Here is a 23,837-nt window from a genome sequence, read left to right as displayed (position 1 = left end):
GAATGTTTAGTTACTTTTTAAACTTTCTCAAATCGTGTGTCAACTTGGCTGCACAGAAGTTTGGACCACACATGGTGCAGTACTCACCGTCTGTATGACCTGCCTCCTCGAAATACTTCAAGGCAAGCTCTGGGTCGAGAGAGAGGTGGAACTGGTCTCTCCAGCGGAACTCGAAACGTGCCTTGGAGAGGGCGTTGTCGCGGATGGTTGCACCTGGATGACCCTTTGCCAAATCGGCTGCATGAGCGGCAATCTTATAGGTTACCACACCTGTGCGCACATCTTCCTTGTTAGGCAAGGCGAGGTGCTCCTTAGGTGTTACATAGCAGAGCATGGCAGTGCCGAGCCATGCTATCTGGGCGCCACCGATGGCTGATGTGATGTGGTCGTAACCTGGAGCGATATCGGTAACCAATGGGCCGAGGGTGTAGAATGGTGCCTCGTGACAGTGGTCGAGCTGGCGCTCCATGTTCTCCTTGATCTTCTGCAATGGCACGTGGCCAGGACCCTCGATGAATGCCTGCACGTTCTTGTCCCAGGCACGGGTAACAAGCTCGCCCATGGTATCCAACTCGGCAAACTGGGCTGCATCGTTGGCATCGGCAATACAGCCTGGGCGCAGACCATCACCCAAAGAGAGGGCAACGTCATACTGTGCCACGATGTCGCAGATATCATCGAAGTGCTCATAGAGGAAACTTTCCTGGTCGTGGTAGAGACACCACTTGCTCATGATACTACCGCCACGGCTCACGATACCGCAGAGACGGCTATCAGCGAGATGCACGTTGTGGCGACGGATGCCGGCATGGATGGTGAAGTAGTCAACACCCTGCTCGCACTGCTCGATGAGGGTATCACGGAATACCTCCCAGTTCAGGTCCTCTACCTTGCCGTTCACCTTCTCCAAAGCCTGGTAGATAGGCACGGTTCCTACTGGTACAGGACAGTTGCGCACGATCCATTCACGGGTTTCGTGGATGTTGTCGCCGGTAGAGAGGTCCATCAAGGTATCGCCTCCCCACTTGCAGGACCATACAGCCTTATCTACCTCTTCCTCGATGCTGGAGGTAGTGGCAGAGTTACCGATGTTGGTATTGATTTTCACCAGGAAGTTGCGGCCGATGATCATCGGTTCGCTCTCCGGGTGGTTGATGTTGGCAGGAAGAACGGCACGTCCGCGGGCAATCTCATCACGCACATACTCAGGAGTGATATGGGTATCGATGCCCAACTCCTGGCAGTTCATGTTCTCGCGGATAGCCACGTACTCCATCTCTGGAGTAATGATGCCAGCCTTGGCATAAGCCATCTGTGTGATGTGCTTGCCAGCCTGTGCACGGCGAGGCAACTGGATGTGCTCGAAGCGGAGGTGGTCGAGGCTATGGTCAGCAAGGCGCTGCTTGCCATACTCGCTGGTAACTTCCTTGAGCTGCTCGGTATCGTTGCGGTCGAGAATCCACTGCTCGCGCATTCTTGGCAAGCCCTTCTTCAAGTCTACCTGATAGTTAGGGTCGCTGTAAGGACCGCTGGTATCGTAGATATAAACCGGAGCGTTTGGCTCTGTATGTGGAATGCCGCGCTCATCCTTCACAACAGTAGGAGTGAGGTTTACCTTGGTCATTCCAACCTTGATCTGTGGGAAGATTTTTCCCTGCATATACGCCTTTTCTCTCTGGGCGTAAGCTTTCTTATCGTTTGGCATAATTTTTTTAAAGGTAAAAAGGTAAAAGGGTAAAAAGGTAAAAAGAACATTCTGCTTCTTTGCCTTCATCCTTCATGCCTTTATATTATCATATATATATTATTATATTATAATTATTCGTTGAGGAATGCGGTGAGAGGAGAACTTGCCTCGGCACAATCGCTGATGGCTCCGAGACCTGCCTCGTATGCACGGCGACCGCATACTACTGCTTCCTTGAATGCCTTGGCCATCTCTACAGGGTCACCGGCAACGGCGATGGCTGTGTTAACCAAGCAAGCGCTGGCACCCATCTCCATGGCTTCGGCTGCGTGGCTAGGTGCACCGATACCTGCATCTACTACCACAGGAACAGTAGCCTGCTCGATGATGATCTGCAGGAAGTCCTTCATTCTCAATCCCTTGTTGGTACCGATAGGTGCAGCGAGTGGCATCACGGTAGCAGCACCAGCCTCTTCGAGGTGCTTGCAGAGGGTAGGGTCTGCCTGGCAATATGGCAATACCACGAAACCGAGCTTTACCAGTTTCTCGGTAGCCTTCAGCGTCTCGATAGAGTCTGGAAGAAGATAGCGAGGGTCTGGGTGGATTTCGAGCTTGAGCCAGTTGGTTCCGAAAGCCTCGCGAGCCATCTGTGCTGCGAATACAGCCTCCTCGGCGTTGCGCACGCCACTGGTGTTAGGAAGGAGCTGGATATTTGGGTTCTGCACGATATGAGAGAGCAGGTCGTCCTGCTTGTCTTCGAGTTCGATACGTTTCATAGCAACAGTAACCATTTCTGTTTCTGATGCTTTGATGGCTTCAGCCATGAGGGCATTGTTGTTAAACTTTCCTGTGCCCAAGAAGAGGCGTGAGTTAAACTCTCTGCCTGCGATTACTAATTTTTCCATTGTTTTATTATAGAGTTGTTATTTTTGTTTTCATTTCTGTAGGAAAAGTACTTTTGGGTGATTCTTTTCCGCAGTATTCTGGGACCATTATCCTCCGCAGAACGCTTTTACGATAACGATGTCTGCTCCTTCTGCGATGATTGTGTTTTCCCATTCATCACGAGGCACCATTTCGTTACTAATAGCTACTGCAACTCCTGTAGCTGGCAAATCGAGTTCCTGGGCTAACTCCCTGATGGTTTTAGCCTGTGTCTCGGTCTCTTTGTTGTTGATAGTTACTTTCATATTCTGTTCGTTTTATATGATGAATAATCCGTTTGTTTACGTTTTTCTATCGCCCGAAAGCGATGATAAGATAATATGTAATCAAACACGGTGAACTTCCAGATGAAAGCCTTAAGAGAAAAAATAAAGCACTATCAAATATCCCTGCGACAGCATTACCTGCATCAGGTTCAATGGGTATCATCTCAGCCGAATCTTTCAGCACCCCGTGATAATCGCTTGCAAAAGTAATGATAATATCGGAAAAACAATAGAATTTCAAAAATATTTATGCTAAATTAACGCAGAATGTACCTTTCGTTTTACTGGTGTTTCTTTCTGCAATCCGGGCATTCGCCTTTGATGACAAAGGAAATAGAGTGGGGGTAAAAGCCTTCGGGCAGCTCGAAACTTGGAATATGGATATCCTCCATACAGAAGGAACGCTGGCAAGATTCGCAGTAGAAATGAATATGCCCGTCGTGATGATCGCAAGCCCCTTTTTCTTCGCAGAGTTCGTAGCAGAGTACGCCTCGCCCATCTTCGAAGGCATGTACCACATCATGTTCCAGAAAGAGGGTAAGGGTACGGAAGATGCTCGACTTGTCCATCGAAACCATCTTTCGTTCCAGATTGCTCAGACTCTGCGGGTTCTGTTCGCCCATCAGGGTCTTCATTACGAGTATGCGGTTGGCGGTTGGCCGAATGCCTTTCGATTCCAGCCTGCTGATCATATCTTGTGAGTTCATCGTTTCTTCTTTTTAAAATCTTTACTAAACCGGTTGCAAAGATACAAAAAAAGCGTGTAAGTATGGTAACTTACACGCTTTTTCTTTATTTAAACGTAATTACTTTTTGCTTTCAATCTAGTTTATGCCGCAGCATGAAGGGATTGGAACCCTTATACGCAAGCACAACCACGGCTTCTGTTCAAAGCCTCACCATACATTTTCATTGCGCTCATGTAATTTGCAAGAATAGCCTTCAAGGCCTTCTTGATGTTTGCATACATTGTTTTCATAATCGTTATCCTTTTTTAAAAAATTAATACTTGGCATTTCTGCCATTTTCTTTTTCCTTTTGTTCATGAACGGTGGTCAATTTTACTTGCCCAGCTCCATGTTGTTGTTTACATTCACAGCTTTGGCAATCATTGCTGCCACAACTGTAAGAATCATTACTGTCGTCATCATAATTTGTTTCCTTTCTTTCTTTGTGGAGCCTCCATGTGAGGTCTCCTGTTTTACATTATCCTTATTACAATCTCACTGTTTTCTGGTGCAAAGGTAATGCCTTTTTCTTGAATATCTGTCACAAAGACATGACAAAATGATGAAGAAGAGGCTTTTTTTGATACACGTCAACTAAACAGCAATGGCGGCTTGATATACGTCAAGCCGCCATGCTGTCATATTGAGAAATGTGTCATGTTTCTTATGTTTCTTCGGATTTCTGATGCTAGATCAGTTCCAGAATCTTGTCGAGAATCTTTTCTACGGTTGAAGAATCGGTTGCTTCATCGAGTTTCTGGTTGATTTTCTCTTCCAGTTTCTTGCTTACCTTGTCGGCAGCCTGATCCATGGCCTGGTTTGCCTTGTCTTCCAGTTTCTTCTGAACGGAAGCGCCCAGTCCGTCTTCTTCTGAACCATCGCTGCTATTATCGCTTACCGAAGGGGATTCATCGGTTGATGAGCTGGTGGTTTCTTCTATCTGCAGATTGTCGGCACCTTCCAGCGCCTTCACCATATCATCAGCATTCATCGTGTAAACGCTGCCAAGGATTCCGAAGCTTACGGTGTGCTGCTTGCCATTAAACTCAACGGTTCCCTTAGAGCATACGATATAGTTGTGGTATTCGAAGAGCTGGTTCATCACTTCATCGATAGCGCTTCCTGCCATCATTTTGGCAATGGAACGGATGCTTTGGGTGAAGAAGTTGTTATCACTGGTTTCTGTAGCCTTGTCGATAGCCTTGGCTGCCTCAGTCTTTACCTTTTCTTTATGGGCTTCAGGTCCTGGATTGGTTATGGCGAAAACCAGGAAGAGAAGTACGATAAGACCTAAGATGATTTTCCAGAGAGTCTTGCTCGATTTTTTCTTTTCCGGTTCCTGTCTGTAGCCCTGGTTCATGGCAGCGCCGTGCAGAAAGCCTTGCTGGTAAGCTTCCTGCTGTGCCTGCTGGAAACCCTGCTGGTTTGCAGCCTGAAAGTTTGCTGCTTCTGTCCCGTTGTTGCCGGCTGCATCTGCTGATGTTCCTTCTGCATTTTCTTTGTTGGCTGTATTAGCCTTGATTGCTTCTACAGTTTCAAGAACAGTCTTCAGTTCTGCTATTTTCCAAGCTGGAGTCCAGTCTTTCATGCCTTGTGCCCAAACAAGGGTTTCGGGTGTGATAGCCTTCTGGACGAGTTGCTCCAGGCTGAATGGACCCGCTTGCTGTCCGTTATTCTCAATGATAAAATATTCCATCATGTATTCTTTTATATAATATTTTTCTTAAAAGCCAATAAGGAGTTTCTTTCACTCTTCATTGATGATTAGTGTGTAGCTTTCCACCATGCTGTTTTCTCTCTTCCCTTGATAGCTACGCTGTGCTGGCTAGGGTCGGAGATAGAAAGACCGCAATAATTTTTCACTTTAAAGGTTGTACCGCTATAACTCATTAACATTGTATAAGCTTCATCTGTATGAGCAGCAGCTTTGATTGTGAGTTTCATCTGTGAATGAACTTTGTCTTTCAGAGAGCCGCTTGGAACAAGACTATCTATGTATACACTCATGTCGTAGAAAAGGTTGGGAGAGAAACCGTCCAAAGTCTGTATGGAATTGAGCGGCACTGTCGAAGCTAATGTATACTTGCTGTTAATCTCCTTCATGATACTTGCCAGTTTGTCTATCTGTCGGCAGTCTATTGCAGCCATGTTGCAGTATGGAATATCGGAATTCCTATAGAAGTTGACGATGCCTGATACTGCGCTGGAATAGTTAGGGGCTGATGAGCAGAGATAACTCCATATCGTCTTGTATGGGATGCCTTCGCCCATCACTTCGCTACTTGAACTGATCAGAAAATTGGTTACATCTTTCAGCTCGTAAGCCGTCTCCACATTGCCCATGTAACAGGCATCAAAGAGGATGTATTGCATCTTGAGTCCGCTGAGCTTGATGCCTTCGGCCAAGGTGGAAATATCGATGGCGTTGTCTGATAAACTGACACTTCCGAAGAAACGAGTGGCAGGTCTGTTTGGATCATTGCCAAATTGAATGCCACTGAAATGATCAGAAGTTGTTGTGGATACAATGGTATTTTTATCATTTCCCTTTTCGGTAGAACCAGCCTTCGGTCTTGCCATATATGGATAGTTTACCCAATCGTTGGCGTATGTCCAGCCGCAACCATGTGCTCCGATAATCAGAGAATAGTTGAGGGCTTCTGCGTTTTGTCTTACATCGTTCAGTAAATCTGCAAATCCTTCTGCTGTACAATGACTGTTGCCTTCGTATTTCTTGATAGGAACACGTTTCACGGTTTTGGTTGCTGCATCATACTGAAGATCGTAGAGCGTACTTTCATTGTATTTTTCGGTGAAGAAAACTAATACTCTGGCATTGGTAAGGCCCTTTTTGTCTACGATGCCAGCGCACATGCTATCTACATTGTTTTCCAGGAAATATTTCAGACCAGTAGAGCTGGTTCCACCCGTCCAAGGATAGAAGACGAAGATAGTCTGCTTGTTGACGCTTTCAACATCAATAGCTTCATCTCCACAACTGGTGAAAGTTGCTGCTAGAGATAGCGTACATATAAATAAGGTGAAAAGCTTCTTGATCATAATTAAAAATGTTGAATGTTGAATGTTGAATGTTGAGTTGCAATCTTGCTAACGAATCAGCTTGACTAATTCAACATTCTACACTCAACATTCAACATTAAATATAATACTATTATTTCTTCTTGAGTTCCTCGATGGTTGCCTTGAGGGCAGCAATCTTCTCAACAGAGTCGCTTTCCTTCTTGCGCTCCAGGGCTACTACCTTCTCAGGTGCGTGAGCTACGAAGTTCTCGTTGCTGAGCTTCTTGCGTACGCCCATCAGGAAGCCTTCCAAGTGCTTGAGCTGAGCCTCTGCCTTCTCAATCTCGGCAGCTACGTCGATGAGGTCGCCCAATGGTACGGCAAACTCGTCGGTACCTACCATGAAGCTTGATGCATCGGCACTCTTCTCAGCGATGACCTCAATCTTATCAAGGTTCGCCATCTTCAGCGTTACGTCGTTGTAAGCCTCGAAATCGTTCTTGCCTACTACCTGGAGAGACAACTGCTCCTTCTGGGCAATGTTCTTCTGGTTGCGAACGGTACGAACACCGGCGATAATCTGCTTCACAGCCTCGATATCTGCTGCCAACTTCTGCTCCTCGGCTGTAGGTGCAGGAATATCCAGCTTCTCGCGCATGATGCTCTCGCCATCCTTGCGGTCGTAGATGTGCTGCCACAACTCCTCGGTGATGAATGGCATGAATGGATGCAACATCTTCAGGAGGACATCGAAGAAGCGGAGGGTAGCATCGTAGCTCTTCTGGTCGATAGGCTGGCCGTAAGCTGGCTTCACCATCTCCAGGTACCAGGATGAGAACTCATCCCAGAACAGCTTATATACAGTCATCAATGCCTCAGAGATACGGTAGTCCTTAAACTGCTTCTGCATCTCCTCGTTCACCTCCTTGAGCTTGGCATCAAACCACTTCACGGCGATTTCTGCACTCTTAGGCTGCTCGATATCTGCAGTCTCCCAACCCTTGACGAGGCGGAAGGCATTCCAGATCTTATTGTTGAAGTTACGTCCCTGCTCGCAGAGGCTCTCGTCGAAGAGGATGTCGTTGCCCGCTGGAGCACTGAGCATCATACCCATACGAACACCGTCGGCACCAAACTTGTCAATCAGAACCAGTGGGTCTGGTGAGTTGCCGAGACTCTTGCTCATCTTGCGGCCGAGCTTATCGCGAACGATACCTGTGAAATATACGTGCTTGAATGGCATCTTGCCACGATACTCGTAGCCAGCCATGATCATACGTGCTACCCAGAAGAAGATGATATCCGGACCAGTTACGAGGTCGGAAGTAGGGTAGTAGTAGTTGATCTCCTCATTGTCAGGATGCTCGATGCCATCAAACAGAGAGATAGGCCACAACCATGAAGAGAACCAGGTGTCGAGGCAGTCACTCTCCTGCTCAAGATCCTCAGCCTTGATGTTGGCATTCTTCTCCTGAGCGAGTTTCAGAGCCTCCTCTGCAGTCTCAGCTACCACGAAATCCTTCTTGCCGGCATTGTCGAAATAGTAGGCAGGGATGCGGTGACCCCACCAGAGCTGACGGCTGATACACCAGTCCTTGATGTTCTCCAACCAGTGGCGATAGGTGTTCTTGTACTTCTTAGGATAGAACTCGATATCATCGTCCATTACTGGAGGAAGGGCGATGTCGGCAAAGTGCTGCATCTTGAGGAACCACTGTGTAGAGAGCTTTGGCTCGATAGGCACATTGGTACGCTCAGAGAAGCCCACCTTATTATTATAGTCCTCAATCTTCTCCATCAGACCGGCGTTCTGAAGGTCGATGGAAATCTGCTTGCGCACGTCCATGCGGTCCATACCAACATAGAGACCTGCTGCCTCGCTGATGGTACCATTGTCGTTGAAGATATCGATGGTTTCCAAACCGTGCTTCAAACCGAGTGCGTGGTCGTTGATATCGTGAGCTGGAGTTACCTTCAAGCAACCAGTACCGAACTCGATATCTACGTATGTATCCTCGATGACAGGAATCTCGCGGTTTACGAGAGGCACGATAACGTGCTTACCCTTCAACCAGGTATTCTTCTTATCCTCTGGGTTGATACACATGGCAGAGTCGCCCATGATGGTCTCAGGACGGGTGGTTGCTACTACTGCATAGTATCCCTTCTCATCCTTGTGTATCACGTTCTCCTCATCCACCTGCTGGCAGTCCTGCTCTACTACATAATACTTCAAGTGGTAGAGCTTAGATTGCTCGTCCTTGTAGATAACCTCCTCGTCAGAGAGCGCAGTCTGAGCCTTAGGGTCCCAGTTAACCATGCGCACGCCACGATAGATGAGTCCCTTCTGGTAAAGGTCGCAGAATACGTGGATGACGGCACGAGAGCGGGTCTCGTCCATGGTGAATGCTGTGCGGTCCCAATCGCAGCTGGCACCGAGTTTGCGGAGCTGCTTGAGGATGATGCCACCATGCTCGTGAGTCCAGTCCCAAGCGTGCTTGAGGAACTCCTCGCGGGTAAGGTCGGTCTTCTTGATGCCCTGCTGAGCGAGGCGGTTTACAACCTTTGCCTCGGTAGCGATACTGGCATGGTCGGTACCTGGTACCCAACATGCGTTCTTGCCCTCCATGCGAGCACGGCGAACGAGAATATCCTGAATAGTATTGTTGAGCATGTGTCCCATGTGGAGCACACCCGTTACGTTTGGTGGAGGGATAACCACTGTATAAGGTTCACGACCATCTGGCTTAGAACTGAAAAGCTTGTTGTCGAGCCAGTACTGATACCATTTACTTTCCACTGCTTGTGGATCGTATTTACTTGCTAATTCCATTGTTTATATCTAATTTTTATTCTTTTTCTTTCTTTTTCTTTAAAAAACGGTGCAAAGATACTAATTTTTGGGCGAAAAATACTATCTTTGCATCAAAATTATTAATTTTTGCACAAAACGATGGTTAGTAATACAGGAAAAGGACATACGAAAGAAGAAAAACTGGCGGCGTTCAGCCGCTTGCTGGATGTGCAGGACCGTTTGCGCCTGCAGTGTCCATGGGATAAAAAGCAGACATTCGAGAGTCTTCGTCCGAATACGATAGAGGAGACTTTCGAGCTTTGTGACGCCTTGATGAAGCGCGATTACAAGGATATCAAGAAGGAGTTGGGCGATGTGTTGGAGCACGTGATGTTCTATAGCATCATCGGCAGAGAAGACGGCGAGTTCGATATTTGCGATGTTTGCAATCAGGAGGCAGATAAATTGATGTTCCGCCATCCTTTCATCAACTGGAAGGAGGAAGGAAATTGGACGGTTTCGAATCCTGATATGTATATCAACGATGAGGGACAGGTGGTATATAGAGAGTCTGAAGAAGCAGAAACCGGGAAGGCTGGAACTGCCAGTTCGGAAGAAACCTTGGCTCTTGGCGCCAGCAAGCCGAAAACTGCTACTTCTGTTGAGAAAACCTGGGAACAGATCAAGCAGCAGGAGAAGGATGGAAATGAGCGGGTGTTGAGCGGTGTCCCTAATTCTCTTCCGTCTCTTATCAAGGCTTATCGCATTCAGGACAAGGCTAGAAATGTAGGCTTCGACTGGAAAGAAAAAGAAGAAGTGTGGGACAAAGTGCAGGAGGAACTGGAAGAACTCAAGGTGGAACTGGCTAAAGGCGACAAAGAGAATTCTACCCGGGAATTGGGCGATTTCATCTTCTCTGTGATCAATGCAGCACGTCTCTATAAACTCAACCCGGATAATGCGCTGGAGAAAACCAACCAGAAGTTTATCCGCCGTTTCAACTATGTAGAAGATCATAGCTTAAAGCAAGGTAAAAACTTGAAAGATATGAGCTTAGAAGAAATGGATAAACTATGGGATGAAGCAAAACTTCAGGAGAAAAAGGATGATTAATAACGGTGAATCAGATAATCTTATCGACTCATCAATATAATAATAAAAACTAAAGTGTTATGAAGAAATTAGTTTATGTAACAATAGCTTTGGTGGCGCTTTTCGCTGCCAACAGTTGTAAGAACAAAAATAATGTTCCTGTTATCAGTGCAGCAGATTCGGTAGAGGTAGAGGATGCAATGAACGATTCTACCATCTATGGTGTATGCGGTGAGGGAACCTCTATGCATAGCCTGGAGCTGATTTCTGATGGTGGTGACACCCTTTCGGTGTTTATTGACGATGAGAATCCTGATGTTGTTCAGGGAGGTTTGCTGGCTGGCGACCGTATTGCTCTTATCGGTTATAAGGCAGAGGATGGAGAGATGATGGCCCAGAAGATTATCAACCTGACATCCCTCTTGGGTAAATGGACTTCTCTGGATAAGAATTTTGATATCTTGGAAGGTGGAGAGGTGAAGAACAATGTGAAGGCTGAAACTAATCCTTGGACTAGCTGGAAGATACTCAATGGTAAACTTTTGCTGAATAAGGATACTTTTGCCATTGACAAATTGGGTTCTGACAGTCTTATGTTGGAGAATACTCAGGGTATCTTTGTTTTCAAGCGCCAAGAGTAAGGTCATCATGTTGAACCTGTAAATTATGATTTAGTTTTGGAACCATTTAAAGTACATATATTGGGGTGTGGCAGTGCTTTGCCCACCCTTCAGCATAGTGCCTCGGCCCAGATTATTGAGATGCGTGGCAAATGCTTTATGATGGATTGTGGAGAGGGTGCCCAGATGCAGTTCCGTCGCACTCATGTTCACTTTGCTAAGATAAATGCTATCTTTATTTCACATCTTCATGGTGACCATTGTTTTGGTTTGCTGGGACTTCTTTCTACCTTAGGCATGCTGGGTAGAACGGCTAAGTTAAAGGTATATGCGCCAGAAAGTTACGGAGATTTGTTTAAGCGTCAGATTGATTTCTTCATGCAGGGAATGGAATATGAAATCGAATTTGTTCCTGTAGATACCGAGAAGTCGCAAGTAGTATATGAAGATCATTCTGTAACCGTAGAAACCGTTCCTCTGCAGCATCGTGTGCCTTGTTGTGGTTACATTTTCAGAGAGAAACCGACATTGCCTCATATCCGTCGTGATATGATAGATTATTACGAGATTCCTGTAAGCCAGATTAATAACATCAAGAATGGAGCTGACTGGACAACGAAGGAGGGGGATGTAATACCTAATGCCAGATTGGTAATGCCTGCCGCTACTCCCCGCAGTTATGCTTATTGCAGTGATACCCGGTTTGTTCCGGGGTTGGCAGAAAAGGTAAAGGGGGTTACGGTGCTTTATCATGAGAGCACCTATACTTCGGAGAATGAGGACAGGGCTAAACTCTATTATCACAGTACGGCCCGACAGGCTGCAACTATAGCCAGAAATGCGGGTGTAGGCAAACTTCTTCTGGGACATTATAGTGCAAGATATAATAATGAAGAGGTATTGTTGAATGAAGCTAAAGAGGTGTTTACGGAAAGTTATCTTACTCAGGAAGGTAAAGTGTTCTCTATAGAATAATATAGAAATATAAAAAAAGTGCCTTGCATCAAAAAAAAGTTCATTTTTGATGCAAGGTTTTCTCTTTATATCGTTTAATCTTAAAAAAGGATTTGAAATTGGAATCGGAAAAGAAACTCTTAGACGACATCAATAGCGGCAGTCGGGCAGCCATGCACAGATTGTACGAACGCTATGTGGGGTATGCCATGGCCGTAGCGCTGAGGTATGTCCCTATGCGCGATGATGCTGAAGATGTAGTGCAAGATAGTTTTATAAAAGTCTTTTCCGGCATTTCAAAGTTTGAGTATCGGGGTGAGGGCGCTCTTCAGGCTTGGCTCTTGCGAATAGTGACAAATGAAGCTGTCAACTTTGTAAGGCAGCAAAAGCGCTTCACTATCGTGGACGAAGTTCCCGATGATATTGAGGATGAAGAGCCTGAAGTAGAAAGAGTTCCGCCTGCAGAACTGACAAGAATGATAGGAGAATTGCCTGATGGGTACAGACTGGTTCTTAACATGTTTGTTTTTGAACAGAAAAGCCATAAAGAAATTGCACAGCTGTTAGGCATCAAAGAAAGCAGTTCTGCTTCACAATATTTGCGGGCAAAAAAGCTGTTGGGCAAAAAGGTGAAAGATTATCTGAGCCAGGCAGATTGTAGTGATATTAAAGAGTTGAATCATATAAACGAGAAAAGTAATGAGTAACGATTGGACAAATAAACTTCGAGATCAGTTGGCAGACTACCAAGAGCCTGTCAGCCACGACATGTGGGCTGAGATAGAACAATCGCTTGCTCAGTCTAAAAAGGTTGGTGATGAGGAAACTGATGTAAAAAAGACCCCACAGGCTCGTTATGTTGTCTTGAAAAGATGGTCAGTAGCTGCAGCGATTGCTTTATTGGGAGTAGGAGGCAGTTATGTTTTTCTGCATGATGATGAACCGGGACAGGCTAACTTAGCTGTTCAGAGTTCTTTCTCTACAGCATCAGGTACAAGCAGGACTTCTTCTGCTGTCCGTGCAGAAGCACAATCGGCAGGCAGTAAAAATGCTATCTTGCTTGCTGAAAACAATTCATCTGCACATCAGGTGAATCGCCATTCGTCGGGGCGTCAATTGAACTATAGTAAATCTTCTGTCTCTTTCCAGGAGAGGACTGTTGCTGCTGATAATGAAGTAATGCTTGCAGCAGAGGTAGAAATGCCAGAACAGTCTGTTAATGCAGAGGTAAATGGTCGGGAATTATCTGTTTTGCAAAAGCAAAATGAGGATTCAGAAAGACAGATGGCCGTTTCTTCTAATCATGCAACCAAGCCGTTGGAAGCAGATGGTGGGCAGAAGCTTTATGCAGGCAGGGCGCAGGATGGTCATTTTGAACGCAGTTATAAGGACAAGTATGAACAGAACTGGACCATGAACCTGTATGCAGAGAATGTAAGTCTGGGCTCTGGCAGTGATGGTATGTCAAACGGCATGTATGCGTCTTCAGATCCTCTTGCTGGTGGCGGCTTTGCTGATCATGGTGTTTTCCTGGCTGCTGCTTCTCCTTTAAGATATGCAATACCGAAATATGTTGAAGCGAAACATCATGCTCCTTTGGCTATAGGTGCTCAGGTTGGTATCGGACTTGCGCCTCGTTTGTCTTTGAGTACCGGTGTCGTTTATACGCGTGTTGCTTCTGATTTCAAATCTTATGGTGTTTCAGAATTTGATACACATCAGGTTTTGCATTATGTGGGTGTTCCACTTGGTTTAAACTATGAGGTTTGGAGCACGGGAGGCTTTCATGCGTACGTAATGGCGGGTGGAGAAGCCGATTTCAACGTAAAGAATGATACAAAGGTTTCTGGTCATAAAGAGGACGTGAAACGTGATGGCGTTCAGTTCTCGGGTAAGGCTTCGCTTGGTGCACAGTATGATGTTACACCACAAGTGGGCTTCTATATTGAGCCAGGTGCAAAATATTATTTTGATAATGGCAGCGAAATAGAAAATACGTTTAAAGATAAGAAGTGGAATTTTAATCTCCAGTTCGGACTCCGTATTCATCTGAAATAGTGTTTGAGTCCAATTATTAATCAATATATGTACGAACTACATTTCATTTGATAACATTACATACGAGAAAAGGAAAGGGCAGTCTGCGTGATGCATGGCTGCCCTTTATTGTTTCCCGTTTTCTTATTTCTTATTCAATAATTTTTCGCTCATATTGAGAGCGGCCTTTCTGCCGTCTCCCATGGCAAGAATTACTGTGGCTCCTCCTCGTACGATATCGCCGCCAGCGTAGATTTCTTCGATGGAACTCTGCATCTGGTCGTTTACGGCAATGGTGTTCTTCCGGCCGAGTTCCAGTCCTTCTATACTCTGTGGAACGAGTGGATTAGGACTTACTCCTACGGCAACAATTACCTGGTCGCACTCCAGCGTGATGGTCTCGCCTGTAGCTTCTGGACGACGACGGCCGCTGGCATCAGGTTCGCCCAGCTTCATCACATCGAGAACTACAGCCTTTACTGCGCCCTTATCATCTGACTCATATTCTTTAGGATTGTGCAATGTAAAGAAGTTGATTCCTTCTTCCTTGGCATGCTTCACCTCTTCGAGTCGGGCAGGCATTTCTGCCTCCGAACGGCGATATACCAAGGTTACGTCTGCTCCGAGTCGTTTTGCAGTACGGCAACTGTCCATAGCTGTATTTCCGCCGCCTACAACAACCACCTTCTTACCCAAGTTGATAGGGGTGTCGCTATGAGGATTGGCTGCATCCATCAGGTTTACACGGGTAAGATATTCGTTAGAAGACATGATGTTCAAGGCATTCTCTCCAGGAATATTCATGAAGTTTGGCAGACCCGCGCCTGAGCCAACGAAGATTCCCTTGAATCCTTGTTTTTCCAGATCTTTTACAGAAATGGTCTTGCCTACGATGCAGTCTGTAATAAACTTTACGCCCATCTTCTGAAGATTCTCAATCTCTACATCTACGATAGCATTAGGCAAACGGAATTCCGGAATACCATATTTCAATACACCGCCAATCTCGTGAAGCGCTTCGAAAACAGTAACATCGAATCCCTTCTTTGCCATATCGCCTGCAAAACTCAATCCTGAAGGTCCTGAACCAACTACGGCTATCTTGATGCCATTAGGTTCATCGCACTTTGGTACAGAGATGTTTCCACTCTGGCGTTCGTAATCGGCAGCAAAACGCTCCAGATATCCGATAGCTACAGCAGGCTCGTTCATCTTGAGATGCACACATTTGCTTTCACATTGCTTTTCCTGTGGACAAACTCGTCCGCAAACGGCAGGTAGGGCAGAGGTGTTCTTTAAAACCTTGGCTGCGGCAAGGAACTGGCCCCGCTCAATATTCTTGATGAAGGAAGGAATGTTGATACTTACTGGACAACCTTCCATACAGGTAGGCTTAGGACAGTCGAGACAGCGCTTGGCTTCGGTCAAAGCCATTTCCTTGGTTAAACCGATATTTACCTCTTCCGTACGGGTTGTGGCACGATAAAGAGGGTCAAGTTCTGGCATCTTTACGCGCTCTATAGCTGTACGTTCTTTTGCTTTCATCGAAGCGCGTAACTCCTTGCGCCACTCAGCGTTACGGTCGGTCAACTCTTCGATGCTCGCATCTGTAGGTTCTACGTCCATGATTACATCCGTAGTTTCTTTCTTCTTTCCTGCGTCTACAGTTGCAAGGTGCTCTTCGAAGTGTTCCATCTCTTCGCGTTCAACATCCTTGAAAGTGCCCATGCGCTTGAACATCTCGTCCCAATCTACCTGGGCGCCGTCAAACTCAGGACCGTCGATGCAGACAAACTTGGTCTTGCCACCGATGGTCAGGCGGCAGGCACCGCACATACCGGTTCCATCCACCATAATGGTATTGAGCGAAACATCTGTGGAAAGATTATATTTCTGGGTCAGGAGACAGCAGAACTTCATCATGATAGGAGGACCGATGGCGAAAACCTTATCGATATGCTCCTGATTGATAAACTTCTCGATTCCTACGGTTACAACACCCTTCTCGCCGTAGCTTCCGTCATCGGTCATGATGATGAGCTCATCGCTAGATGCACGCACTTCATCTTCCATAATCACGAGGTCTTTGTTCCTACCCGCAATTACGGAAAGGACTCTGTTTCCTGCGGCTTTCAGTGCCTTGATGATAGGGAGCATAGGAGCTACGCCTACACCACCTCCGGCACAAATGACTGTTCCGAAGTTCTCGATATGTGTAGGATTTCCAAGTGGTCCCACCACATCGTGAATTTCATCACCTTCATTTAGGGCACAGAGTTTGGTAGATGAAAGACCTACCTTCTGCACAACCAGTGTGATGGTTCCTTTCTCAATGTCAGCATCAGCGATGGTCAGCGGCATGCGCTCGCTGTTGTTGTCTACACGGATGATAACAAAGTTACCTGCCTTTCGGCTCTTGGCTATAAGCGGTGCTTCTACATCGAAGCGGAATACTTTCTCTGAGTATTGTACTTTCTTGATAATCTTGTTCATGGGCTATTAAATTTCTTAATGCTGATATATTAATATTTCTGGTTCGCTGTTTAGAGTTTGCTTCATGGTACATAAAAATGCAAAAGGATAACATCGGCTACCTTTGTGGCAGTCGAAGTTATCCTCGTACAATATATGTTATTTTTATTTTTCGAATGTTTTATATAATCGAGAAAAACTGAAAGTCTTACCGATACTTCAGATTAATCGAAATTTTTGTCATCAAGCATCTCGAAACCGCAATATGGAACCAATACCTTAGGTACGCGGATTCCTTCTGGGGTCTGATTGTTCTCCAAGATGGTTGCTACGATACGTGGCAAGGCAAGAGCTGAACCATTCAGTGTGTGGCAAAGTTCAATCTTCTTGTCATCTGTATGGCGATAGCGGCAGTGGAGACGGTTAGCCTGATAGCTCTCGAAGTTAGATACTGATGAAACTTCCAACCAGCGGCCCTGTGCAGCACTCCATGTCTCGAAGTCGTAGCAGATAGAAGAGGTGAAGCTCATATCACCACCGCAGAGACGGAGGATATGGTATGGCAATTCCAACTTCTTCAAAAGACCTTCAACATGGTCGAGCATCTCGTTCAAACTCTCATAAGAGTGACCTGGCTTATCGATGCGAACAATCTCTACCTTGTCGAACTGGTGCAGACGGTTCAAACCGCGAACGTCCTTACCATAGCTACCTGCTTCACGACGGAAACAAGCTGAGTAAGCACAACGCTTGATAGGGAGATCTTTCTCATCGAGAATAACATCGCGGAAGATGTTGGTTACAGGAACCTCAGCAGTAGGGATGAGGAAGAGATTATCCAAATTAGCATGATACATCTGACCTTCCTTGTCTGGCAACTGACCGGTACCACGACCAGAGTCCTCGTTTACTACGTAAGGAGGCTGAATCTCCAGATATCCGCTCTTGCGAGCCTCATCGAGGAAGAATGCCTCAAGCGCACGCTGGAAACGAGCCATCTTGCCGATATATACAGGGAAACCTGCGCCAGTAATCTTAACGCCGAGGTCGAAGTCAACAAGATTGTATTTCTTCAAGAGATCCCAATGGCAGAGAGCATCCTCGCCGAGGTTTGGCTTTTCGCCGCCTTCTTTCACAACAACATTGTCGGCTGCGTCCTTACCTTCAGGAACCTGCTCGCAAGGGATATTAGGAATTTCGAGCAACTGGTTGGTCATATCGTTCTGTGCTTTCTCCATGATCTCTTCAAGAGCCTTCGCGTCAGCCTTGAGCATAGCTACCTGAGCCTTTGCGCTCTCAGCTTCCTCTTTCTTACCTTCCTTCATAAGGGCACCAATCTGCTTAGCAAACTGGTTAGCCTGCTGCTTGTTGTTATCCAACTTCTGCTGAGCTTCACGACGAATCTTGTCGTACTCCAAAACTTTCTCTACGGCCTCACGAGCATTTGGAAAATGCTTCTTTTCGAGACCCTTAACTACACGTTCAGTTTCCTCACTGATAAGTTTAAGTGTAAGCATAAAATGTCTTTTAATTAAATAATTTACTATTTGTAGGCAAAAGTACAAAAAATATTTGTGATAGCGTAAAAAATTGCTGACTTTTTTACAGGGAAGGGTAGAATTAAAGTTTTTTTGTGGTTTTACAGGGTTAAGGAGCTTAGAAAGGGGGTGCGGTGTAATCCTTGCCTAAAAACTTATATAAACGAAGAAAGCCTGCTCTAGGTATGAGCAGGCTTCTATGTTGTTTGTTTGGAATAGTTTTTTCTAAAACTTTAAAAATTAAGCGTCAGCTTTTTTGGTCTTCTCAGCGTAAACCTCTGGAGAGAGAACAGAAACTGTACTCTTGTCCTTGCGGCCCTTGTGGAAGTAAACGATACCATCTGCCAAAGCATACAATGTATCATCCTTACCCTGAGCTACATTCTCACCTGGGAAGTGCTTGTTACCACGCTGGCGAACGATGATGTTACCTGCGATGATGCTCTGACCACCCCAGATCTTAACGCCTAATCTTTGTGAAGCTGATTCACGGCCGTTCTTAGAACTACCAACACCTTTCTTATGTGCCATTTTCTAATTCCTCCTAATTTTAAGCGATTACAGATTTGATTGATACTTCAGTGAACTGAGCACGATGACCGTTCTTCTTGCGATAGTCCTTGCGGCGCTTCATCTTGAAGACGATTACCTTGTCACCCTTTACGAGTGGGTTCACTACTTCTACTACTACTTTTGCACCCTCTACAGCTGGTGCACCGACAGTGATTGAGCCGTCTTTGTCAACGAGCAAAACCTTGTCGAACTCAACAGTCTGACCTGCCTCAACATCCTTGATGTGATGTACGAAGAGCTTCTTGCCCTCCTCAGCCTTGAACTGCTGACCGTTAATTTCTACAATTGCGTACATTTAATTAATTATATAAACGGGTTTCTTCGGGAGGCGTCCTGCATTGTGCCGGATCTTCTTTGAGCCCCTTCGAACTAAACTTTTCTGTAACATTTGCCCAATCCATGAGCATTCGGGGTGCAAAATTACAAATTATCTTTGATATGAACAAAATGTTGGGGAAATAAAGATTGCTTTTTAGAAAGATTTAACAGAAAAGCCTGTTTTTTATAAGAATACCGATTATTTGCTACCAGATAAGGGACTCGTGAATAGTATAATGTTCTTTATTGGGTTCAATAATATACTTCCTTAGGTTCAATGATATGTCTCCTCTGGCTCAATGATATGTCTTCTCTGGTTCAAAGAGATGTCTCCTTAGGTTTAAGGATACGACTTCTCTGGTTCAAGAAGATACCTTCGTTAAAGTTATGACTAGTGTCAGCATCTCTGCTGAGCCTAGTCAGCAGGTCTGCTCACTATAGTCGACAGGTCTGCTGACTGCAGTCAGCAAGTCTTCCGACTCAAGTGATATTACCTTTTAATTGTATACTTTCTTCTTGGGAACAATATATGCTACATGCTATTTGATGGAGGAGGTGTATAAAAAGAAAAAAGCGATGACCTTCACAGGCTACCGCTCCAAATCTTCAATAGGTATTAGTTTCCATTAAGGTAAAAAGATTGTTTTCAGGATAACTGGCTGCAAAGATACACGATATTTTTCAAATCACCAAATATTTATTTGATTATTTTTGTTGTAATTCTATTGTGTGAGCGCACAAGGGAGTTAATTAACTTATTTTAGCAAGAATGGCTGCGTAATCGATTGCAATTCTGTTGTTTTTTTGTTTTTGTTTAGATATCTTCAAAAGAATAAAGAGACGAACTTTCGAGACGAGTAGTGAAGTAGAGAAAATAAAAACAGGTTGGCGCAGAAGTGCCAACCTGTTTATGGAAAATACTATTATCTTATTCTGTTTGTTTGAATCAGGAAAAAGAAGTGATTACTTCTGCTTCTTGATTTTCTCTACGTAAGCATCAATGACAGCTACTGCTGTGATGTTTACGATATCCTGTACACTACTTTCTGAGTCTGTGAAGTGGATAGGCTTATTCAATCCCATCTGGATAGGGCCGATAATCTCAGCTTCAGGATTCAAACCCTGGAGAAGTTTGTATGCACCATTGGCGCTACTCAAGTTAGGGAACACCAAAGTGTTGACGTCTTTGCCCTTGAGGCGGGAGAATGGATACTTCTCATCGCGCAGATCCTTGTTGAGTGCATAGTTTACCTGCATCTCACCATCGATAGCGAGTTCTGGGAACTCCTTCTGCATCTCAGCAACGGCTTTCTTTGCCTTAACAGGTGAGCCAATATTGTCTGTACCGAAGTTAGAGTAGCTTAACATGGCCATAACCGGCTCTTCGTTGAAGAACTTCACTGTACCTGCAGACAGCTTGGCAACATCGATCAGCACATCTTCGTCTGGGTGGCGGTTGATGAGCGTATCTGCGATATAATAAATACCCTTCTGGGTGTTAAGGATATGCATGGTACCGAATGTCTTATATGGCTCACGGATTCCAATTACATCTTTTGCCACCTTAATAGTATTGCTGTACTTTGTGTAAAGACCAGTGATGAATGCGTCAGCATCACCCTGTTCTACCATTGACATACCGAAGTAGTTGCGCTCGTACATTTTATCATAAGCTTCCTCGAAGCTGTAGCCCTCGCGAGCACGCTTCTCTGCCAGATGCTTGGCAAACTTTGCACGGCGGCCCTGTTCGTTATCGGCACGCATATCTACAATCTCAATATCTGAAAGGTCAACTTTCAAACGGCTAGCAACACGGTTCAGGCGGTCTGGGTTGCCCAACAGGATTGGCTGGCAGATACCCTCTTGCTTTGCCTGGACTGCAGCCTTCAGCATAGTTGGGTTGCCACCTTCAGCGAATACTACACGCTGTGGGTGAAGGCGCGCTGTATCGTGGAGCTTGCGGGTCAGTTTGGTCTCCTGACCAAGCAGCTGGCGCAAATCCTGTTTGTACTTATCCCAGTCTGTGATAGGGGTGCGAGCCACACCACTTTCCATTGCAGCCTTAGCTACGGCAGCAGAAACTTCTGTAATCAAACGTGGATCTACAGGTTTCGGAATGAAGTATTTAGGACCGAATGTAAGGTCGTTAACGTGGTAAACATCGTTTACTACATCAGGAACCGGCTGCTTAGCCAAATCGGCAATAGCATGAACAGCAGCCATCTTCATTTCTTCGTTTATAGCACGGGCGTGAACATCGAGTGCACCACGGAAGATGTATGGGAAACCGATTACATTGTTAATCTGGTTAGGATAATCTGAACGGCCAGTTGACATCAATACGTCAGGGCGGCTGTCCATAGCGTCCTCGTAGCTGATCTCAGGTACCGGATTGGCAAGAGCGAAAACGATAGGGTTGTCTGCCATAGAGCGAATCATATCCTTGGAGAGCACGTTACCCTTGCTGAGTCCTACGAATACATCAGCGCCTTTCACAGCCTCTTCGAGTGTATGGACATCGCGGCGGTCTGTTGCAAAGAGCTTTTTCTGCTCTGTCAGATTTTCGCGGTCGCTGGTGATGACGCCCTTAGAGTCGAGCATAACGATGTTCTTTACCTGTGCACCGAGTGCTACGTAGAGTTTTGTACAGCTGATAGCAGCTGCACCAGCACCATTTACGACAATCTTCACATCGGCAATGTTCTTTCCTGCTACCTCAAGAGCGTTCTTCAAGCCTGCTGCAGAGATGATAGCAGTGCCATGCTGGTCATCGTGCATTACAGGGATATCGAGAGTTTTTTTCAGGCGTTCCTCAATGTAAAAACATTGAGGTGCCTTGATGTCCTCCAAGTTGATTCCACCAAATGTAGGAGCGATTTTCTCTACGGTTTCACAGAACTTTTCTGGGTCTTTCTCATCGATTTCTATATCGAAGACATCCACACCACCGTAAATCTTGAAAAGCAATCCCTTACCTTCCATCACTGGCTTTCCGCTCATGGCACCGATATCGCCAAGTCCGAGCACTGCTGTACCATTACTGATAACAGCAACCAGGTTACCCTTGTCAGTATACTTGTATGCATCGTCTGGGTTCTGCTGGATCTCAAGACATGGGAATGCCACACCAGGAGAATAAGCAAGGCTCAGATCCGTTTGTGTGTGATAAGGTTTTGTTGGCTTAACCTCAATCTTGCCAGGACGGCCAGTCTCGTGATAACTTAAAGCCGCCTCTTTTGAAATTTTTACCATAACAATATATTGGTTTAAAGTTTATTCTTCTTTCATATTCGTGGATTTTTGGCACGAAATTTAAAAGTTTGTGCAAAGGTACAAAAAAACTTAGTAAAAAAGAATGGTTTTTTGATTTTTTTTGTATCTTTGCACAAAAATAGTCTTCAAACAAGTAAAATGGCAGAAATCAATCAATATAGACAAGAACTGAAAGACAGAATCATCTCTTATGCGATGCCTGAATTCTATAAGCGTGGGGTAAAAGCTGTCAAGATGGATGAAATCTCACAGGGACTTCATGTATCTAAGAGAACTGTGTACGAGATTTTCGGTGACAAAGAAGAATTGTTGCTTGCTGGTATGAAGCGTCAGCTAGAAGAAAATCGTTCGAAGTTAGAAAATTTCGCCAAGATCCAAGCGAAGAATGTGATAGATATTATCAGCTATGTCTATAAATTGCAGATGGAGCGCAATGGGAAGGTGGGCGTTCTTTTTTATGAGGAGGTTCATAAGATGCCTCGTGTGGTGAAATTCTTCCAGGAAAATCATGCTCATGAACGGGAGGAGAGTGTGCGTTTCTTTGAGGCTGGTGTCAAGGAGGGGCTTTTCCGTAATGATGTAGACTTCAAAGTTGTTATGGACATAGGACATGTAATGATGGAGGAAATCATGCATCATCAGCTCTATCGTGTTCATTCGATGCAGGAGATATACGACAATTATATTTTGTGCCTGATTCGTGGATTCTGTACAGAGCGCGGTTTGGAGCAGCTTGACCGTGCTTTGAAAGGGTAGAGGCGTTGGCTTTTATATACAAAATGTATTTTTTGAGTGAATGTGTAATTCGTTTTTAAAAAGAGAAAGAGGTTTCGGAGATGCTTTATATAGGCTCACGGAACCTCTTTTCCTTAATCCTTGTATAGCCAGTGGAGGAGCAGGTTTATAACTTTTGGATAGAAGCGGAACCAGCGAAACTTGGTAACAGGTTTGCCTCCGAAACCGAGAATGAATTCACGGTAGAGATTACTCTTAAGCGGAAGTCCTGCGTCCATAAAGTGGAGGTGTTGGGCATCCTGCTCCTGTGCATCAGAGAGTGCTTGCCAGATGGTCATTGTGTCCGGATGCAGATGGATGTAAGTCTTTCTCTTGAATGCAGAAAACCAAAGAAAGGCATTGCCTTGGTTGTAGATGCAGGTATAGCCGCCAATCACTTTGTCCTTATAGGTGATGATGACGTTTCTGGCATTACTACTTGTTGTCAGTTTCTGAAAGAATGTTTCGTCAGGAACAAAACGGCGAAGTTTCAGCCGATAATAATTTTTGAGCAACTGGTGATAACGATGGATGTCTTCGGGTGAAGTTGCCTCTCTACAACTTATTCCCTTTTTCTTCATTTTTTCAATCATAGCAATTTGTTTGTCTGAGAGTCGCTCTTGGGGAAGTTTGCTGTGTAGGGAGTTATGTATCTCTTGCCAGGCAATAGGTACATAGCCCAATTTTCTGAATTCCCGGTAACCCAGCATCTTTTTGCTCATTCGGGAGAACTCGATGTAAAAGC

Annotated in this window: 19 protein-coding genes and 1 riboswitch; of the genes, 6 read left to right on the top strand and 13 right to left on the bottom strand. The window is 45.3% G+C overall.

Going from position 1 to position 23,837, the window contains the following annotated elements; all coding sequences use genetic code 11:
• Nucleotides 1-10: 10 nt before the first annotated feature.
• From thiC to NQ544_RS05540, 7 genes are all read right to left on the bottom strand, one after another.
• Nucleotides 11-1,705 (bottom strand): phosphomethylpyrimidine synthase ThiC, encoded by a 1,695-nt coding sequence (thiC, locus tag NQ544_RS05570; protein WP_040553535.1) that lies wholly within the window; start codon nucleotides 1,703-1,705, stop codon nucleotides 11-13.
• A gap of 113 nt (nucleotides 1,706-1,818) precedes the next feature.
• Nucleotides 1,819-2,592 (bottom strand): thiazole synthase, encoded by a 774-nt coding sequence (locus NQ544_RS05565; RefSeq protein WP_006848698.1) that lies wholly within the window; start codon nucleotides 2,590-2,592, stop codon nucleotides 1,819-1,821.
• Nucleotides 2,593-2,679: 87 nt separating this feature from the next.
• On the bottom strand, nucleotides 2,680-2,877 hold the full coding sequence (thiS, locus tag NQ544_RS05560) for a sulfur carrier protein ThiS (protein WP_006848697.1): 198 nt from the start codon (nucleotides 2,875-2,877) through the stop codon (nucleotides 2,680-2,682).
• Nucleotides 2,878-3,001: 124 nt separating this feature from the next.
• A riboswitch (TPP riboswitch) is annotated at nucleotides 3,002-3,096 on the bottom strand.
• A gap of 83 nt (nucleotides 3,097-3,179) precedes the next feature.
• Nucleotides 3,180-3,605 (bottom strand): Fur family transcriptional regulator, encoded by a 426-nt coding sequence (locus tag NQ544_RS05555; RefSeq protein WP_006848696.1) that lies wholly within the window; start codon nucleotides 3,603-3,605, stop codon nucleotides 3,180-3,182.
• Between the two features lie 709 nt (nucleotides 3,606-4,314).
• A complete protein-coding gene (locus NQ544_RS05550; RefSeq protein ID WP_006848694.1) occupies nucleotides 4,315-5,325 on the bottom strand; it encodes a GYF domain-containing protein in 1,011 nt (336 codons plus the stop codon).
• A 65-nt stretch (nucleotides 5,326-5,390) separates the two neighbouring features.
• Entirely contained in the window at nucleotides 5,391-6,686 is a 1,296-nt protein-coding gene (locus NQ544_RS05545; RefSeq protein ID WP_006848693.1) for a clostripain-related cysteine peptidase, read from the bottom strand.
• A gap of 112 nt (nucleotides 6,687-6,798) precedes the next feature.
• Nucleotides 6,799-9,480 (bottom strand): valine--tRNA ligase, encoded by a 2,682-nt coding sequence (locus tag NQ544_RS05540; protein WP_006848692.1) that lies wholly within the window; start codon nucleotides 9,478-9,480, stop codon nucleotides 6,799-6,801.
• A 120-nt stretch (nucleotides 9,481-9,600) separates the two neighbouring features.
• Here NQ544_RS05540 and mazG point away from each other — a divergent pair, with 120 nt between their 5' ends.
• The 5 genes from mazG (at nucleotide 9,601) to NQ544_RS05515 (ending at nucleotide 14,165) form a co-directional block, all read left to right on the top strand.
• Nucleotides 9,601-10,554, top strand: coding sequence for a nucleoside triphosphate pyrophosphohydrolase (gene mazG / locus NQ544_RS05535; protein WP_006848691.1), 954 nt, complete (start codon nucleotides 9,601-9,603; stop codon nucleotides 10,552-10,554).
• A gap of 59 nt (nucleotides 10,555-10,613) precedes the next feature.
• Entirely contained in the window at nucleotides 10,614-11,174 is a 561-nt protein-coding gene (locus NQ544_RS05530) for a lipocalin-like domain-containing protein (protein ID WP_006848690.1), read from the top strand.
• 36 nt (nucleotides 11,175-11,210) lie between these two features.
• Entirely contained in the window at nucleotides 11,211-12,128 is a 918-nt protein-coding gene (locus NQ544_RS05525) for a ribonuclease Z (RefSeq protein WP_006848689.1), read from the top strand.
• Nucleotides 12,129-12,220: 92 nt separating this feature from the next.
• Nucleotides 12,221-12,814: an RNA polymerase sigma factor gene (locus NQ544_RS05520; protein ID WP_006848688.1), complete on the top strand. Its 594-nt coding sequence runs from the start codon at nucleotides 12,221-12,223 to the stop codon at nucleotides 12,812-12,814.
• A complete protein-coding gene (locus tag NQ544_RS05515) occupies nucleotides 12,807-14,165 on the top strand; it encodes an outer membrane beta-barrel protein (RefSeq protein ID WP_006848687.1) in 1,359 nt (452 codons plus the stop codon). The genes NQ544_RS05520 and NQ544_RS05515 overlap by 8 nt, the downstream gene beginning before the upstream one ends.
• 123 nt (nucleotides 14,166-14,288) lie before the next feature.
• On the opposite strand, the gene NQ544_RS05510 is transcribed toward NQ544_RS05515, so the two are convergent.
• From NQ544_RS05510 to NQ544_RS05490, 5 genes are all read right to left on the bottom strand, one after another.
• Entirely contained in the window at nucleotides 14,289-16,637 is a 2,349-nt protein-coding gene (locus tag NQ544_RS05510; RefSeq protein WP_006848686.1) for a bifunctional dihydroorotate dehydrogenase B NAD binding subunit/NADPH-dependent glutamate synthase, read from the bottom strand.
• A gap of 203 nt (nucleotides 16,638-16,840) precedes the next feature.
• Nucleotides 16,841-18,133 (bottom strand): serine--tRNA ligase, encoded by a 1,293-nt coding sequence (gene serS, locus NQ544_RS05505; protein ID WP_006848685.1) that lies wholly within the window; start codon nucleotides 18,131-18,133, stop codon nucleotides 16,841-16,843.
• Between the two features lie 261 nt (nucleotides 18,134-18,394).
• Nucleotides 18,395-18,685, bottom strand: coding sequence for a 50S ribosomal protein L27 (rpmA, locus tag NQ544_RS05500; protein WP_006848684.1), 291 nt, complete (start codon nucleotides 18,683-18,685; stop codon nucleotides 18,395-18,397).
• 19 nt (nucleotides 18,686-18,704) lie between these two features.
• Nucleotides 18,705-19,022 carry a 50S ribosomal protein L21 gene (gene rplU, locus NQ544_RS05495; RefSeq protein WP_006848683.1) on the bottom strand — a complete coding sequence of 106 codons (318 nt, stop codon included), beginning with the start codon at nucleotides 19,020-19,022 and terminating at the stop codon, nucleotides 18,705-18,707.
• Between the two features lie 986 nt (nucleotides 19,023-20,008).
• Complete coding sequence (locus NQ544_RS05490; protein WP_006848681.1) at nucleotides 20,009-22,297, bottom strand: NADP-dependent malic enzyme; 2,289 nt, start codon at nucleotides 22,295-22,297, stop codon at nucleotides 20,009-20,011.
• A gap of 159 nt (nucleotides 22,298-22,456) precedes the next feature.
• Here NQ544_RS05490 and NQ544_RS05485 point away from each other — a divergent pair, with 159 nt between their 5' ends.
• The gene (locus NQ544_RS05485; protein ID WP_040553533.1) at nucleotides 22,457-23,074 is read left to right on the top strand and encodes a TetR/AcrR family transcriptional regulator; all 618 of its coding nucleotides are present in this window, start codon (nucleotides 22,457-22,459) and stop codon (nucleotides 23,072-23,074) included.
• 113 nt (nucleotides 23,075-23,187) lie between these two features.
• Here the strand turns inward: NQ544_RS05485 and NQ544_RS05480 are convergent, their stop codons facing one another.
• Nucleotides 23,188-23,673, bottom strand: a complete 486-nt coding sequence (locus NQ544_RS05480; RefSeq protein WP_228023596.1) for a GNAT family N-acetyltransferase — start codon at nucleotides 23,671-23,673, stop codon at nucleotides 23,188-23,190.
• Nucleotides 23,674-23,837 lie beyond the last annotated feature (164 nt).

The sequence above is a fragment of the Segatella copri DSM 18205 genome (assembly GCF_025151535.1).
Classification (GTDB): Bacteria; Bacteroidota; Bacteroidia; order Bacteroidales; family Bacteroidaceae; genus Prevotella; species Prevotella copri.
This window is presented reverse-complemented; position numbering and strand designations above follow the sequence as displayed.